Source organism: Sphingobacterium sp. UBA5639 (assembly GCF_002421245.1).
GTDB lineage: Bacteria > Bacteroidota > Bacteroidia > Sphingobacteriales > Sphingobacteriaceae > Sphingobacterium > Sphingobacterium multivorum.
Genome location: NZ_DIJR01000002.1, coordinates 70,900 through 87,352, shown reverse-complemented (window position 1 = coordinate 87,352; position 16,453 = coordinate 70,900). Strand labels below are relative to the sequence as shown.

Annotated in this window: 14 protein-coding genes; 4 read left to right on the top strand and 10 right to left on the bottom strand. The window is 39.3% G+C overall.

From position 1 onward, the window contains the following. Positions 1-24 precede the first annotated feature (24 nt). The 10 genes from B4Z90_RS01170 to B4Z90_RS01125 form a co-directional block, all read right to left on the bottom strand. Positions 25-1,143 (bottom strand): efflux RND transporter periplasmic adaptor subunit, encoded by a 1,119-nt coding sequence (locus B4Z90_RS01170; protein ID WP_088162107.1) that lies wholly within the window; start codon positions 1,141-1,143, stop codon positions 25-27. A 242-nt stretch (positions 1,144-1,385) separates the two neighbouring features. After that, positions 1,386-2,147 carry a LytR/AlgR family response regulator transcription factor gene (locus B4Z90_RS01165; RefSeq protein WP_075993255.1) on the bottom strand — a complete coding sequence of 254 codons (762 nt, stop codon included), beginning with the start codon at positions 2,145-2,147 and terminating at the stop codon, positions 1,386-1,388. Further along, on the bottom strand, positions 2,147-3,250 hold the full coding sequence (locus tag B4Z90_RS01160) for a sensor histidine kinase (protein ID WP_088162106.1): 1,104 nt from the start codon (positions 3,248-3,250) through the stop codon (positions 2,147-2,149). Before B4Z90_RS01160 ends, B4Z90_RS01165 begins: the two co-directional genes overlap by 1 nt. Before the next feature lie 387 nt (positions 3,251-3,637). Continuing rightward, on the bottom strand, positions 3,638-4,120 hold the full coding sequence (locus tag B4Z90_RS01155) for a DUF4822 domain-containing protein (RefSeq protein ID WP_201639077.1): 483 nt from the start codon (positions 4,118-4,120) through the stop codon (positions 3,638-3,640). Positions 4,121-4,410: 290 nt separating this feature from the next. Continuing rightward, the gene (locus B4Z90_RS01150; protein WP_201639078.1) at positions 4,411-5,838 is read right to left on the bottom strand and encodes an efflux transporter outer membrane subunit; all 1,428 of its coding nucleotides are present in this window, start codon (positions 5,836-5,838) and stop codon (positions 4,411-4,413) included. A gap of 24 nt (positions 5,839-5,862) precedes the next feature. Continuing rightward, on the bottom strand, positions 5,863-9,051 hold the full coding sequence (locus B4Z90_RS01145) for an efflux RND transporter permease subunit (RefSeq protein WP_070565477.1): 3,189 nt from the start codon (positions 9,049-9,051) through the stop codon (positions 5,863-5,865). Between the two features lie 14 nt (positions 9,052-9,065). Then, positions 9,066-10,268, bottom strand: coding sequence for an efflux RND transporter periplasmic adaptor subunit (locus tag B4Z90_RS01140; RefSeq protein ID WP_115045755.1), 1,203 nt, complete (start codon positions 10,266-10,268; stop codon positions 9,066-9,068). Between the two features lie 77 nt (positions 10,269-10,345). Next, positions 10,346-10,945, bottom strand: a complete 600-nt coding sequence (locus B4Z90_RS01135) for a TetR/AcrR family transcriptional regulator (RefSeq protein WP_046674552.1) — start codon at positions 10,943-10,945, stop codon at positions 10,346-10,348. 89 nt (positions 10,946-11,034) lie between these two features. Continuing rightward, complete coding sequence (locus B4Z90_RS01130) at positions 11,035-12,348, bottom strand: ATP-binding protein (protein WP_286801210.1); 1,314 nt, start codon at positions 12,346-12,348, stop codon at positions 11,035-11,037. Between the two features lie 76 nt (positions 12,349-12,424). After that, positions 12,425-12,700, bottom strand: a complete 276-nt coding sequence (locus tag B4Z90_RS01125) for a hypothetical protein (protein WP_115045759.1) — start codon at positions 12,698-12,700, stop codon at positions 12,425-12,427. A 149-nt stretch (positions 12,701-12,849) separates the two neighbouring features. On the opposite strand from B4Z90_RS01125, the gene B4Z90_RS01120 reads away from it, so the two are divergent. The 4 genes from B4Z90_RS01120 to B4Z90_RS01110 all read left to right on the top strand — a co-directional run bounded on the left by B4Z90_RS01120 (position 12,850) and on the right by B4Z90_RS01110 (position 16,433). Beyond that, the gene (locus tag B4Z90_RS01120; protein ID WP_115045761.1) at positions 12,850-13,305 is read left to right on the top strand and encodes a DUF1572 family protein; all 456 of its coding nucleotides are present in this window, start codon (positions 12,850-12,852) and stop codon (positions 13,303-13,305) included. A 55-nt stretch (positions 13,306-13,360) separates the two neighbouring features. Further along, positions 13,361-13,513 carry a hypothetical protein gene (locus B4Z90_RS01115; RefSeq protein WP_159333051.1) on the top strand — a complete coding sequence of 51 codons (153 nt, stop codon included), beginning with the start codon at positions 13,361-13,363 and terminating at the stop codon, positions 13,511-13,513. Beyond that, the gene (locus B4Z90_RS25100) at positions 13,500-13,787 is read left to right on the top strand and encodes a GNAT family N-acetyltransferase (RefSeq protein ID WP_115045762.1); all 288 of its coding nucleotides are present in this window, start codon (positions 13,500-13,502) and stop codon (positions 13,785-13,787) included. The genes B4Z90_RS01115 and B4Z90_RS25100 overlap by 14 nt, the downstream gene beginning before the upstream one ends. Before the next feature lie 90 nt (positions 13,788-13,877). Next, complete coding sequence (locus B4Z90_RS01110) at positions 13,878-16,433, top strand: BamA/TamA family outer membrane protein (RefSeq protein WP_286801209.1); 2,556 nt, start codon at positions 13,878-13,880, stop codon at positions 16,431-16,433. Positions 16,434-16,453: the final 20 nt, after the last annotated feature.

The window sequence follows — 16,453 nt, the reverse complement described above, 5'->3', positions numbered from 1 at the left end:
CTTTTGCTATACCTGCTATTCTTGTTACATGGTGGATTTTTTAGTCGGTTGAACTTGCATTCCATCATTAAGCATGTCAATTCTATTCATAACGATTTTTTCACCAGCTGTGAGTCCCGATTTTAGTAAATAGGCGTTAGCGGTATTTCCTGCAATTTCAATCTGTTTCATGGAAATTTTATTTTTCTCACCAATAACATAAACGAAATAGCGGTCTTGAATATCCTTGACAGCGGCCATAGGTACCAACAATACGTTTTCATGCGCTTTTTTCAAGATTACTTTTGCTGAGCCACCCGAACGGAGAATTTTTTCGGGATTGATGAAACTTGCTTTAAGTGCCATGCTTCCTGTTGTTCTGTCGATGTTACCACTGGCTAACTCTACTTTCCCCGAATGGTTGTATGCTGTTCCATCAGCCAGTAATAGCGTTGCTTGTTGATTGGATGTTTTGTTATTATGATCTTTGATAAAGGCTATAAAATCGGCCTCACTCAATGAAAAATATACATTTACGGTATTGATTTCAGATAGCGTTGTTAAAGGTGTCGCATCTGCTGCGGTAATTAAATTTCCGATCCGATTAGGAATACGGCCGATATAACCACTCACTGGCGCATTTATCAACGTAAATTTGGCATTTATTTGAGATGAACCGAGTGCAGCTTGTGCTTGCGCTACCTGCGCTTTAGCTGCGGCATAATTGGCCTCTGCAGTTTTTAACTGTAATTCGGTATACACTTTACCCTCAACAAGTGGTTTGATTTTTTCAATCTCCAATTTCGCGTTTTGTTCTGCCGATAAAGCAGCTTGGTAAGCTGCCTTGCTGTTGTTTACTTGTTCGTTGTAGACATCAGCTTTTATTTTGAAAAGGGGTTGACCCTGGGATACATAGTCTCCTTCTTTGACATAAATCTGCTCGAGATACCCCGTTACCTGCGCTTTGACATCGACGTTGACGGTCCCCTCTAATGTACCAGGATATTTTTTTTCGGTCTCCGCGTGGGTAGGAGATAATTCGATAAAGTCAACAGTAACTGCCTGCTCTTGCGGTTGTTCTTGGTTGCCTCCACAGGACGATAATAATGCTGCTGCTGTAATAAGTGTAAGGAAAGGTTTTAAAGTCATCGTTCTTTGTGCCATTTTATCATTTTATAATGAAACAAAGAAAAGAATTCTTTTAAGCCATAAGGCAAAGAAATCTACCGAGACGTTACAATTGCTTACTGAAACGTATCAGTGATGATCTGAATTTTACGATATTAAATGATCCGATCCAATTGTGTTGGAGATATTGGTCTTACCGATTGACATCCCCTTCTTCATCGCGAAAAACTTACTTTACCTTTCTGACGAAAAAAGGAGTAAGCGGATCAGTTTTAATATTAATAGTCTAACCAATTTTTTAGCAGTTGAGCCTTTTCTCTGCTCACAAGGATTTCCACTTGATCGTTATTTTTAATTTCTATTTTTAGTTTTCCGTTGAAGTGGTTATGTAATCTTTTGATCGCATCTATATGCACAATGAATTGCCTGTTGGCGCGAAAAAATACTTTTGGATTTAATTGCTGTTCGAGTTCTTCCATTGTTTGAGGGACAATTTCGACAGTGCCACATTTGAGTTGCGCATGGGTAAGTTTAAATTCGGAGTAGAAGTATAATATCTCTTCAACAAGAACGGTTTTATAGCCGTCTTTGAATGGAATTAGAAAGCGTGAGCGAAAATCTTTCGGATAGATAAAATCCAATAAACCTTGAAGCGGTTGTTGGTTGATCTGGAGATCTTTTTGATAGTCAAGTTTTTGGATGGCGTTTTCCAGCTCTGTTTTTTCTACAGGCTTAAGCAAATAATCTATGCTATTGAATTTAAAGGCCCTCACAGCGTATTCGTCAAATGCTGTTGTAAATATGATTGGGCAATCTATTTTTATAGTCTCTAATATTTCAAAGCTTAAACCATCGGATAGACGAATATCCATCATCACGAGGTCGGGAAGTTCATTGCCATTGAACCAGTTGATGCTATCAGCGATATTATCCAGCACATCTAAAATAACGATGGATGGCTTTATTTCCTTCAAAAGTCGTTTTAAACGATCGGCATTGAGTTTTTCGTCCTCGATGATTAATACTTTGGTTATATTCATTATGCTTGCGCTAAAAGTGGGAGGATAACGTTAAATGTTTTGCCATCATTCTTTATTTGCAGTTTTAAGTTGGATAGCAAATCGTATCTCTTAATGATGTTTGAAATCCCGATTCCCGATGATTCGGATACATTCTCAATAGGGATTAATATATTTTCAACAACAAGTTGATTCTGGGAGTTGGTGTATACCTTTATTTTCAGCGGTTTTTTCTTATTTGTCTGATTATGCTTTAATGCATTTTCTACCAATAATTGTAAGGTAAGGGGAGGTAATTGGCAATTGCGTTTGGCGGGATTGACGTTTATTTCGAAGTTTACGCCATCGCCAAATCGGTTTTTGATGAGAAATATGTATGAATTTAGAAAGTTGAGTTCTTCGTCGAGTGAGATAATGTCCTTTTTGGAATTGACAAGAAGGTAGCGATATATTTTGGAGAAGTTTTCTGCATATTCATAGCCTAATTGTTGGTCTTCGAGGATGATTTCTGAGAGCACGCTCAGGTTATTAAAGACAAAATGGGGGTCGATCTGTAATTTTAACGATTGAAGTTCTGTTTCAAGAATGACCTGATCGAGCTTTGCCGCACGCATGGACTCATTTTTCCAGTTAGTGATCAAATGACTACCAATATTGATCCCCATTATCATGAGCGCAATCAATACACTGATTGTAATGTTTTGAATCATCCCCCTTTTTTCCTCCAAAGATGGGGCTATAGTAACATTTTGAGGTCCAAAATAATATTTTGAAATCAGGTACTCCAGCAGTAAATTGATAAAGAGTACTGCAAAAAGGTTGATGACGGTTTCAAGTAGAAGTCGCTCTGTCGGACTATCTTTCCAAGTTAAGAACTTATTAAGCTTGTCATGGACAATGATACTAAATTCGGAAATGATAAAGCTGTAAATGATCGTAAATGTCCATTCACCGAGTATTTCGAACATATTCCGTTTAAAATAGCCATCCCAGCAACTCGAGAAAGGATCAATAATATAGGCGACGAGATAAATAAGCAGAAAGGACAGAAAGGTAAATATCAGCCTTTTTTTATTTGTACTAATTAGAGTCTTATCGTTTTTATAGATCGCTATATCCTGCATTCTTTTAACTTATATGTATCGGTGAAATCTATGCAAATTTCGTAATTCCTTTTAGTATTGGACGACAAATTTCTGCTGAAGCGTATAAAGCCCCGACTGAAATATCAATTTGATGTACTCAGACGTATATTGACGAAGGCCGATAGATTATCTTGCCTTGGCATATCAGAATATAATTTTTTATGAAATTCGGATGTTCTGTTTTTTTTAATGGATTGTAAATCTTGTAGTTATCTTTTGTTTTATAATCATTTGATCTAATCGTGTCAAAGAGTGACTTTGAATATGGAATTCGTTTTTAGCGATAGACAGAAAGGCTTGACATCATTTCGTCAAGCCTTTCTGTTTTATTGTGGTTACTATTTTTTCGATGTGTTATCTAATAAATTATTTTGGCTCTTGATGAGTTGTTGGTGTATGGATGATATCGAAATAGATCGTTTTGTCATTAGCGTTTGGATAAACTCTATAAGTGAATTCTTTCTTTGTCAATACCGTAATATCAACCACACGAGTAAACAACGTTTCTCCAGCAGCATTTTTAGCAACAATTGTTCTCGTTTTACCATCTGCAGATACGGTCCAGTCGCCGTGCATTTTTGGAGAATTGTCAAGATTGAACATTGTAAAAGTACCATCAGATTTGAAATAAGCAAATCCTACAAAATTTGCGACGTTAGCATCTGTTAATACTACACTTTCACCTTTATTATTCTTTGCGTTTGTTGTTTCCCATGGCGTACTGGCTAATATTTCGCTTGGGGTAAGCTGGGGCTCAACAACAGTTTCATCATCTTTACTGCAGCTCACGACTGCTAATGTGCATAAGGCGATACATACCGCTAGTGCAATCTTTTTTAAATCTCTCATTTTATAAAATTTATATTATGAAACAAAAGTAATCGCATTGGTTCAGTTGCATTTGTCTCTTTTATTCCAAGGTTTGAAGGATTTATAAATTGAATGCGATCGGGTTGTTGAAGAAATTCTAAAAAATAGAAAAAGCTTATGTATTGCCTAATTTGAAGTTTGCTTTAAAGGGCGTTATGTTAAAGGTGGTGTAAAAATGAACTTCGGATAAAAATAAAACAGGGGACCCTAAGGGCCCCCCATCTACCAGATATGTATAATAAAATTAGAAAATTGCTTTTTATACCGCATTAGTTATTGCTCCATCCACCTCCCAATGAACGGTATAGATCAACAACAGCAGAAAGCTCCGCTTTTTTTACCTGAGCAAGTTCGAGCTCACTTTGTAAGATATTGCTTTGCGCTGTGATTACTTCCAAGTAGGTGGCCATTCCTGTTTCAAACAAAAGATTGGCATGCTTTGTCGCTTGCTTTAAACGCGTCGTTCTATCCGAAGTAATCTTTTGTTTTTCTTTCAATTTTTGAATTGAAATTAAAGCATCGGATACTTCCCCAGCGGCTGAAATTACTTTTTGCTTGAAGATCAATACATTCTTTTCTTGTTCGACACGCGCCAGCTCATATTGCGTTTTTAATTCCTTGCGTTGGAAAATAGGTTGTGTAATACTCCCTGTAATTGCACCAAATAATGACGCGGGCAAGTTGAACCAATTACTTGCTTTGAATGCGTTTACGCCAGCTTCGGCACTAATCACCAAGGAAGGATACATGCGCGCTTTTGCATACTGTTGATAGGCCTGTGAAGCTGTAACAGCTAGTTCGGCCTGTTTTACATCCGGACGGTGGCTCAACAAATCAGCTGGTATGCCAGTTGCTAGCTCTTCGGGGAACTGGAGGTCTGTCAATTTCTCCGCTGTCTTAATCTCTTGGGGGAGTTTTCCGCTAAGAATCTGAATGGCATTTTCTTGAATAGTGATCTGCCGTTCAAAGTCAGGGATTAACGCCGCTGCGGACAATCGTTGCGCATCAACCTGTTCCAACGCAAGCAGCGTAATGTCACCAACTTCATATTGCTGTTGGACGATGCGTAAGGTTGTATCGCTTAATTGCAAGTTTTGTTTGGCAATATCACGCAATTGATATAGCATCAGCAGTTGATAGTAACCTTGTGCAACTTGTGCAATTAATTGGGTTTGAATTACTTTTTTAGCTTCTTCTGTCTGCAGATAGGAAGCTAAAGCAGCGATATTTTGATTTTTGATTTTACCCCATAGATCGGCCTCCCAGGATAAACCTAAGGATGCCGTATAATCCTCCACATGATGTTGGCCTAAAAACTGTCCGAGGCTCAATCCATTCATACTGTTATTGGATGGATTGGTGCTATTTCCCCTGATCTGTAGCTGGGCTGAAGGAAGATAGTTCGCTTTTGCTTGTTTCAGGCTCAGTTGAGACGCTTCTATGTTTTTCAGTGCTAGCTTCATATCTAAGTTATGTTGTATTGCACTGTCAATCAATGTCTGTAGGATTTGATCTTTAAAAAAATCACGCCATGGAATAGAGCCAATGCTAGTTTCCTGCGGAGCTTTAGCTTGGTCGCGGTACTGTTCGGGTAAGTTAGGGGCAAGGTGTTGATTGCTGACCAACTTATCTGTTTTACAGGACCATGCGACAAAAGATAAGATGAAAACCGTCAGTAACTTTGCTTTACTATTCATATATTTAAATTTTGTCATGATATACTAATTGTTTGTATGCACGGGTATTTCCAACGAAGCGGTCTCGCTTTCATACTGTTTTTGCTTCGGGACACCAGCTATTTTCTCTTGGATAAATTGGAAGAAAATAAAGAGAATCGGGATAATAAAGAGTCCTAAAACTACTCCGGTGAACATCCCACCCGCAGCGGCAATACTGATGGAATGATTTCCTTGAGCAGACGGACCTACGGCTGTCATCATTGGAATCATACCAACAATAAAGGCTAAAGAAGTCATGATAATAGGCCTCAAACGTAATCTTGCGGCTTTAAGTGCAGCGCTAGGAATCGATAGCCCCTGTTTGCGCCCTTGAATAGCAAATTCCACAATTAAAATGGCATTTTTGGCCAGTAAACCAATCAACATGACAAGTGCAACTTGTACATAGATGTTGTTGGCGATATCAGTGAAGCTAATTGCTGCAAAGACGCCAAATATGCCGGTCGGAATGGATAGAATAACCGCTAATGGAATGATGTAGCTTTCATATTGTGCCGCAAGCAAGAAGTAAACAAATATCAGACAGAGAATAAAAATCAATGTAGACTGTCCTCCGGAGACAATTTCTTCCTTGGTCATACCTGAGAATTCATAGGTAAATCCAGTAGGCAATTGTTGTTTTGCAACTTCCTCAACTGCACGGATAGCGTCTCCAGAACTATATCCGGGTTTTGGTATTGCATTTATGCCAATTGAATTAAACAAGTTGTACCGCGATGCTGTTTCCGGTCCATATACACGTTCTAATTTGACTAATGTATTGATGGGAACCATATCACCTAATCTGTTTTTTACAAAAATACCGTCCATTGAAGTAGGTTCACTTCTATCCTTGGCATCAGCTTGGACCATCACACGATAGTACTTTCCAAAACGATTAAAATCTGAAGCTTGGGCACTACCAAAATAGGCCTGCATGGTTTGTAATATACTTTTTGTGCTTACGCCAAGTTGCTCTGCCTTGATATCATCTACCTGGAGCTCATATTGTGGATAATCTGCTTTAAAGGTTGTGAAAGCCATCATGATTTCAGGACGTTTCATCAGTTCGCCAATAAACTTCTGGCCTACGCCACTGAATTTTCCAAGTTGTCCACCGGTTCTGTCCTGCAATACCATATCGAGACCGTCAACATTACTGAACCCTGGTACTGTAGGGAAGGTAAAGACAAAGAAATTTGCGCCTTTGATATTTGCCAGGCGTTGATTCACATCGGCCATAATCGCATTGATGTCTTTTATCTGACCACGTTCTTCATGTGGTTTAAGGAGGATAAATGCAACACCCGCTGAAGGACTTGTGGATTGTGTTAAAATATTGAAACCAGCAAGTACATTTAAAGTTTTGGTAAAATCAGCATGTTGTAGTTGCTTCTCAGCTTCGGCTAATGCCCCAGAAGTACGATCTAACGAAGCGCCTGCAGGCATGGATAAAGAAATGGCAATAAATCCTTGGTCTTCCGACGGAATAAATCCAGTAGGTGTTTTACGGATCATAAATATTGTCAAAAGTAGGGTAATCGCCAATCCTGCAAATGCAACCCACTTGTAACGGATCAAGAAGCGTAGACTACCTAAATAGTTTTTAGTCAACCGGTCAAATCCAACATTGAATCCAGCAAAGAAACGTTCCTTGAAATTAAGTTTCTTAGCATCAGAATGACCATGATGCGTTGGTTTTAAGAAGAGTGCACATAACGCAGGACTTAGTGTCAAGGCATTAATTGCTGAAATAACGATTGCAATCGCTAACGTGAAAGCAAATTGTCGGTAAAACACTCCGGTAGAACCTTCCATAAAGCCGATGGGAAGGAATACGGCAGACATCACCAATGTAATCGAGATAATTGCCCCGGTGATTTCGCTCATGGCAGATGTTGTAGCGAGCTTAGGTGGGAGATTTTCATGTTCCATCTTGGCGTGCACTGCCTCGACGACCACAATTGCATCATCGACGACAATCCCAATGGCAAGCACCAGGGCAAACAAGGTCAATAGATTGATTGAAAAGCCGAAGAGCTGCATGAAGAAAAATGTTCCAACGATGGCTACTGGTACTGCAATCGCTGGTATTAATGTCGATCTAAAGTCCTGAAGGAATAGAAAGACAACTAAAAATACCAATATAAATGCTTCAACTAGTGTATGTTTTACTTGGTCAATAGATTGATCAAGTGCATCTTTTGTGTTGTATAAAACGAGATATTTGACACCTTTCGGAAAGCTTAAAGAGGCTTTCTCCATGAATTTTTGAATCGCGATCTGAATTTCATTTGCATTCGAACCTGCCAGCTGCATTACCCCAATATTCAATCCTGCTTTGCCATTGATACGGGTGTGGCTCGCATAGGTATAGGATCCCAGTTCAACACGAGCGACGTCTTTGAGTTTAAGTACTGAACCGTCAGTGTTGGAGCGGATAATAATATTTTCGTAGTCACTTGGTTGGTTGAGTTTACCTTTATATTTGATCACAAATTCAAAAGCTTCACGGCTGCTCTCGCCGAATTTACCAGGAGCAGCTTCAACGTTTTTATCTTGAATTGCAGCCATAACTTCCTCAGGCGTTAGTTTATAGGTCGCCATTTGATTTGGATTAAGCCATACCCGCATGGAGTAGTCTTTGCTACCACCAAACGCCAATGCTTGTCCAACACCAGGTATCCGTTTCAGTTCGGGAATAATATTGATTTGCGCGTAGTTGGTAATAAAGGTCTGATCGTATTTACTCTGATCTTCCGTATAGAGATCCAATACCATGATCAAGCTGTTTTGCTGTTTTGCTGTTGTAATTCCGGCTTGTACAACCTCAGCGGGCAATTGGCTGGTTGCCTGAGCCACACGATTTTGGACGTTCACAGCAGCTTGGTCAGGGTCAGTGCCAAGTTTAAAATATACGGTAATCATTAACGAGCCGTCGTTACTGGCAGTAGAGCTCATGTAGCTCATATTTTCAACACCGTTGATTGACTCTTCGAGTGAGGGAGCTACGGCACGGAGTACCGTTTCGGCATTTGCCCCAGGATATAATGCCGTTACTTGCACCGCGGGCGGTGCAATATCGGGAAACTGCTGCAAAGGCAGTTTAAGGATACCAATCACCCCCAATATGACAAGTAATATGGAGATAACGGTAGCAAGTACAGGTCTTTCTATAAATTTCTTAAGCATGTGATTTTCTAATATTATAATGAATTGATGCTATCCCTTGATAAAGCTTGTGGCGTAATTTTCTGCCCATCCTGAAGCAGGTCAATGCCTTTGTAGACAATCCGATCTCCCGCATTCAGTCCTTTGCTTACGAGGTAATTTGCACCACTTTTTCCGATGACAGTAATGGGCTGTTGAACAACTTTATTTTCTTTGCCAACGGTGTAAACGAAGATTTTATCCTGCATTTCAAGGGTAGCAAGTTGAGGTACCAATAATGCTTGTGCATACTTCTTCTGTAGTCTTACACGGCCGGTATTTCCGTTACGTAAAACCCCTTCCGGATTGTTGAACGTCGCGCGGAGGGTAATCGCACCGGTATTTTTGTCAAACTGGCCATCCACCATATCAATTTTTCCTTTCTGATCATAAATTGTCTGATCCGAAAGAACTAAGCTGATCGGAGGTAGGTTGTGAAGCTTTTGTTGTAAATTACTACCTTCTGTATTGTTTTTGAATGCGATAAAGTCATTTTCTCCCAATGAGAAATAGACATGGAGATCCCTTACATTTGACAATGCTGTAAGTGGTTGGGAGTCTGTAGGTCCCACTAAACTCCCTTGTTTGCGCTGCAATCTACCGATGTATCCTTCTGCTGAAGCCCGTATTAGCGTGTATCCGACATTGATTTTTGCCGTTTCAACCGCCGACAGTGCCAGTTGTACATTTGCTCTAGCGGCGTTACGTGCGCTAATTGCAGTTTTTAACTGAAAGTCTGTCAGTACTTTGGTGTTCACCAGCTTTGTTTTCTTTTCCACTTCTAACTCGGCGTTTTCCAAGGAAGCTTTTGCTGCCAGCAAATTTGCCTTAGCTTGATTTAATTGTTCCTGATAAGGGCGGTCGTTAATCTTAAAAAGCGCCTGACCTTTATTTACTTTAGCACCTTCATCGACATAGATGTTTTCCAAAATCCCTTCGACTTGTGGCCTGATCTCAATATTGGCCGAAGCTTCAATAGTTGCTGGATATTCTTGATAAACCGTCTCGTTACCATTCTCGATGGTAACGACCGGAAGGTTAACCGGTGGTGGATCAATGGGTTTGCTCGTGCCTGTTGAACAACTATATAGAAAGATTGCACTGAGCACATATGCAGTCTTTACGATATTAATTCGTTTAACACTGTTAAGTGTTGGAACGTAAATCCTTTTAAGACTTGGTGATAGATTTGTTTTCATGTGATATTAAAAATTGAAGTTTTGGTATATTTAACGGTGTTAGATTTCTTAACGTTGTATTTTTTGGTGTAAAAAAATTAATCAGTCAGGGAGCGTGTGATGCCGTAAATAGCATCCTTTAAAACCTCTTGATTGGTATTGTCGCCATTGCCTTGGTTTACCAAATTGATCGAAATCAATCCATGTATAATTGACCAGTACGTAAAATACTTCCTGCAGATCAATTCTTCGGATGGGTTTTTCTCTTTCATGATTTCACGGATGACATCACTTATCAATTTTCCATGGGATTCAGCACATTTATAGGTTTTTTCAAAACCACAACAGGCCGTTCCCACACCGAACATTAATTGGTACAATTCGCGTTCTTCGAAGGCGAAATCCCAATAGCTAAACCACATTGCTTCCAATTGTTTCTCCAAATCGGTTTCAGTTGATTTGGCTTGTTTTACTTTTTTGGCAAGCAGGAGATAACCTTGGTTAGCAAGCTCCATCAGAATGGCATCTTTATTGGCGAAATACTCGTATATCATGGGGGCAGTATATTCGATGATATCTGCAATTTTGCGCATACTCAAGGCCTGCCATCCTTCTTCTTTGACGATTTGGAGCGCAGCATCTAGAATATTAGTTCTATTCTCATCTTTGAGCCGTTGTATGCGTTCTTTGCTACCCATGCTATGCGTAAATAATTTAACAGTGTTAAGCAAAAGTGATACTTTTAATTTTATTTATTGACATCTAAAAGTCATTAAATAAAAATGTGTTATTTTTTCTGCTCGGAAGAAGTGTTTTCATCGTTCACAGCGCGGGTTATAAGCTGTTTTATGCGATTCTTTTCTTTGTCAGTTAGAGGAAGTGCCTGTTCGATGATAGGGAGGATTTCCGTGCTTTTTTCCGACTGCAATAACAAGTCGATGAAACCGAGATAGGTGCGGATAAGGTCTGTTTTAATGCCGAAGAAAATGCGTGGATCTACAATAAATAGTTCCTGTATTAATGCTAACAATAGGTTTTTTCTTTTTTTATCTTGTTCCGAGCTGCTGTATTCGGGCAATAGGCCTTTTCTTTCTAGATCTGTTAATTTTACCGCGACAGCGTGCTCTAGTACATATTTTTTTTGCTTTCTATCCAGTAAATCACGTAACTCAGCATGTAAATTCCGATAAATAACTTGTTTGGCCTTCCCCGAGAAAAGATTATCTTCTGTAGATAGGAGGATATCTTGTTGTTCAAAATGATCAAAGAAGGTAGATTCAACATAGACGGAGTGGTGGAAATTGATCGCGTTATTGTTGAAACTGCTAAGTACTTTGGCAATTTCCTTTTTATCGCTATTCAGAAAATAATAATAATATCGATCACCAATTTGTTGGTTCCAGCGAATGTAATTGATGGTAAAATGATAAGAAGTATCACGATCAGGGCTATAGCCTGTCCAAGAAAGCTGGTCTGTCTCTTCGATTAAATGGTCATAAGCTAATAGCTTCCCATTGACGCGTATGGCGTAATTCCTATCCTTATTCAAGTAGAGAAACCAGCCAAACTCTTGTGCGAGGAAATTGTTAAAGTCGTCGCTTTCAAAAAATGTAGCATTAAGTCCAAAAACGCCTTCAAGAGTAACTTGCGTTCCCGTATTTTTAGATTCTACCAGCCTGCTTTCACTGATATCGTATTGCTCTTTACTTTCGCGATCAATTTGAATTCGGTAGCTTGAGAAATATTCATTCTCCTGAAAAACGGTATCCCAAATCGCACGTGTTGCAAAAAACGAGAAAGAAAATCGACCCTTTCCCTTTTTTCCTCTGGTATAGGAGCTCCGTTTGAGACTATTTTTTTTTATAGAATCCAAAAAGTTTCCAAATGAGGAAGAAAGTGTCTCTAGGGGTATGCCTTCGCCATTGTCCTGTATGCTTACACGATTAATGTAGCCTAATTCATTACTGTCTATAGAGAGTTCAATCTGTGTGGCTTTTGCATCAAATCCATTCCAGAAATATTCAGCAATGGCATGTTTAGGGTCTTTGGGAAGTCCTGCAGATTCGATACTTTGGTTGGTTATTTTTGTGCTCCTCTTCATCGGAAAGGCGGTTTAGCTTAAAACTTGTAAAAAAAGATGGAAATAATTTGGTCGATTAATTCCATTTCAATGTACACTATTTTTTAGATCTCTTGATTAAAAATGTGAAAAAATAAGCAAGTCCAAAATAGATAATAAGATCGAAAAGAAGATAAATAGGATTGAAACTACTTCGATTCTCAGGTTCCATTGAGCGCTTGCCACCCATATATTCATAAAAAGGAAATGGAAAACCCAATCTGTCATTTCCATCGGATGGGCCATCGCATTTAGCGAAGAGAATGGTAGCCGCGACTGTTATTACACTAAAAATTACCCAAGTTTTCTTTGGGAAATTTGAAACTATCTTCATGGTTATAGCTCTTTAAGTTGTTTAAAATTACATAATATCATGTGGAGATGTATATTTCTGATTCGTATCAATATGGCTATTTAAGGCTAAAGCTGATGTGTTGATATAGAAATTGCTTTTTTGAGTAGAAATATATCTAAATTTAGTCTATGCTTATAGAAACTTTAAAAAGCCTTTTCCAACGGGACTTAAACAGGCTGCGGGATGAAATTTCATTGTACAAACAAGAAGGAAATATATGGCTTATTGAACCAAATATTGCCAATTCAGCGGGCAATCTATGTCTACATTTGATTGGAAATCTTCAAACGTACATCGGTGCTGAAATAGGAAAGACAGGGTATATTAGGGATCGAGCTGCTGAGTTTTCGTTAAAAGATATTCCTCGAACACGATTAATAGATCAGGTAGATGATACGATTGATGTGGTTACCCGCTCTTTGGATCTCTTGTCAGAAGAGAATCTGCAAGAGATATATCCCATACTCGTGTTTGAAGAAAAAACAACGACGCAGTATTTGCTCGTTCATCTGACCACCCATCTAACTTATCACCTTGGCCAAATAAATTATCACCGCCGATTGTTGGATCAACCTGATGCATAACTGAAGTATTGGGTGATCTATTCTTATTCTAAAACATAGGAAACAAATTTATAGTATGGACTTAAGAAAAGCGGTATTATCTGATGCCTTGGAGCTCGTAAGGTTGACCGAGCAACTGGGTTATCCAGCCGATATTGAAGGAATGAAAATTATTTTGGAAAGATCTATTACGGCAGCAGGAGTATGCTGTATTTGTGGGGGCCATTGACAATAAAACTGTTGGCTGGATTCAAGTTCATCAAGTTATCAGTATGGAGACTGGTGTTTATGCGGAAATCATGGGATTGGTTGTCGATGAAGAATATCGAGGTCGGGGGCTGGGTCGATTATTATTGCATGCGACATCCGATTCGGCTAGGTCAATAGGGTGTCGCCGTTTGCGTGTTAGATGTAATACCATTCGAACCGAGAGCCATAAGTTTTATCAAAATAGCGGTTTTATACTAAAAAAGGAGCAGAAAGTTTTTGATTCTTTGCTTTAAAAGGTGAACTTTAGCCCAAATAGATATCGAGACCATCAAACATTCTACCTGTATCGACTGTTGATTTCTCGATGACCCGACTTAGATAAAATGAGAAGAATCTTTACATTAATTGCCTGTTGCTGTGTTTTTAATTCGCATGCGCAGCGTATGGACAGTATTACCACGGTGATCGCACCTGAGTATGACCGAGTGGGATTATTGCATCGATTTTGGCTTGGAGATAGTTACCGTAAATTATACAATACTCCTGTTAAGATGCGTGTGATGGATCTCGCTACAGAGCGAGGTGGACTTCAGATCGTCAAGTTGGGCGGCGGAATGCAGACCCAGTCGCTTCGACTGGTAGATTCTTCGGGTAGGGAGTGGGTTCTCAGGTCCATTCAGAAATATCCTGAACGCAGTCTCCCGGAAAGCCTCCGAAAGACATTTGCAAAAGATATTGTACAGGATCAGATTTCGATACATCATCCATTTGGAGCATTGACCGTTCCGCCATTTAACAAAGCCTTAGGAATTCCTTCAGCCTCGCCGGAACTGGTTTTTGTGGGAGATGATCCAAGGTTTGGCGAGTATCGTGAGGTATTTAAGAATAGGGCCTATATGTTTGAGGCGCGTACCCCTTTTGAGGATCAAAAAACGGATAATAGCGCAAAAGTCATGCGTAAAGTGTTGGAAGACAATGATACACAAATTGATCAGAAGCTCACACTACGTGCACGATTGTTAGATTTTACGTTGGGCGACTGGGATCGCCATCAAGACAACTGGCGTTGGGACCCTGAAAAAGAAAAAGGTAAAAAGATCTATACGCCTGTCCCTAGAGATAGGGATAAGGTGTATTATAAAACTTCGGGGGTATTTCCAACATTACTTTCCTATCAATGGTTGAAGGCCCATTTGCAACCCTTTAGTCCACATATCCGAAATGTGCCCCATTGGAATTTTAATGCAAGTACTTTTGATCATTTTTTTCTCACGCATCTTACGGTGGACGAGTGGATTGACGAAATACAATTTGTTCAGAAAACATTGACGGATTCGTTGATTCATCAGGCTATGTTAACGATGCCTGATACCATTGTGAAAATGAGCGCGAATGAACTGGAAACAAATATTCGTTCAAGAAGGGACGAACTGATGGAAAGTGGATTAACCTACTACCGATTTCTAGCCCGTGTCGTTGAACTACCATTGTCCGCCAAATCTGAATTTGTAGATGTCGATTACAATAGTGATGGTTCGGTCACTGTCAATATCCATAACAAGAAAAAGGATGGCACCGAAGGGCGAAAATTGCTAAAACGTACTTTTGTACCTGATCAGACCAAAGAAGTTCGCATATATGGTATATCGGGCGTTGATGAATATAAGTTCCATGGATCGGGCAAATCGCCCATAAAGTTTCGGATTATTGGTGGTGATGGTCAGGATTTGTACCGTACAACAGACAAATTTGTCAATGGCAGCAAAGTTTATATTTATGATGGTAAAGACCAGGTTCAGGGTACTATCCAGGTTGATGATGCTATTCATCTGAAATTGAGCAAAGACAGCGCTGTCCATACGTTTGACTATGACAATTTTGTCTATGATCGTAAAGGAGTTGTTTTTAATTTGGACTATGGCGTTGACCGCGGACTTATTTTTGGACTGGGGTATATGATCGAAAATCAAGGATTCAGAAAGAAACCTTATGCGTATAGGCATCAGTTTCTTGCCAGTTATTTGACCGGTCGCGAATCATTTATGTTTGATTACAAAGGTAATTATAAGGAACTCATTGCAGGGCATGATCTTTACATTCATCTTTCATCCCTTGGGCCCAAAAACCTGAGCAACTTCTTTGGGTATGGAAATAATACCATTTTTGATAAATCGGATTCAAAGCGCATTTCCTATTACCGAAATCGATTTGATCTTGTGAATGGTGATATTTTTCTAGAAAGATACCTAGCCCCCAAATTCAAGGTTTTCTATGGATCCTCCTCCGAATATTATAATAGTAAAGAATTAAATAATGTTGGACGATACTTTGAAGAGTTTCATGAAAAATATCCTTCGGAGCCTATCTACGGTAGTAATTTTTTCACTGGGGTCACCACTGGTATAGATTACGATACCCGCGATAATATCAGTAATCCAAAATCGGGAGTACATTTTCACACTAGATTGGGGTGGAATGCTGAAATCGGAGGGGAGGGCCGCAACTATACAAAATTACAGCATTCCATGAGTTTTTATAAAACGGTTGCCGACAACTATATTACTTTTGCTAATCGTGTGGGATTTGATGCGGTATGGGGAGATCCCTACTTTTATCAGCACGCACAAATTGGAGGAGAAATGAGCTTAAGAGGGTATAATTCTCGGCGATTTACTGGGAAAACAGCGCTTTATAATAATTTTGACATGCGATTGAAATTATTTAGCTACTCTTCTTATATCGTTCCTGGAACAGTCGGGGCAATTGGTTTCTATGATGTAGGAAGGGTCTGGATGAGTCATGAAAATTCCAATGACTGGCATATGGGATATGGTGGCGGAATTTATTTTATGCCAGGAGATCTATTAACTATTCAAGGAGTAATAGGGTTCAGTAAAGAAGCAACCTTGCCCTATCTCCGAATTGGACTTTCTTTTTAAAGACCTAAAACGAAGCTTTT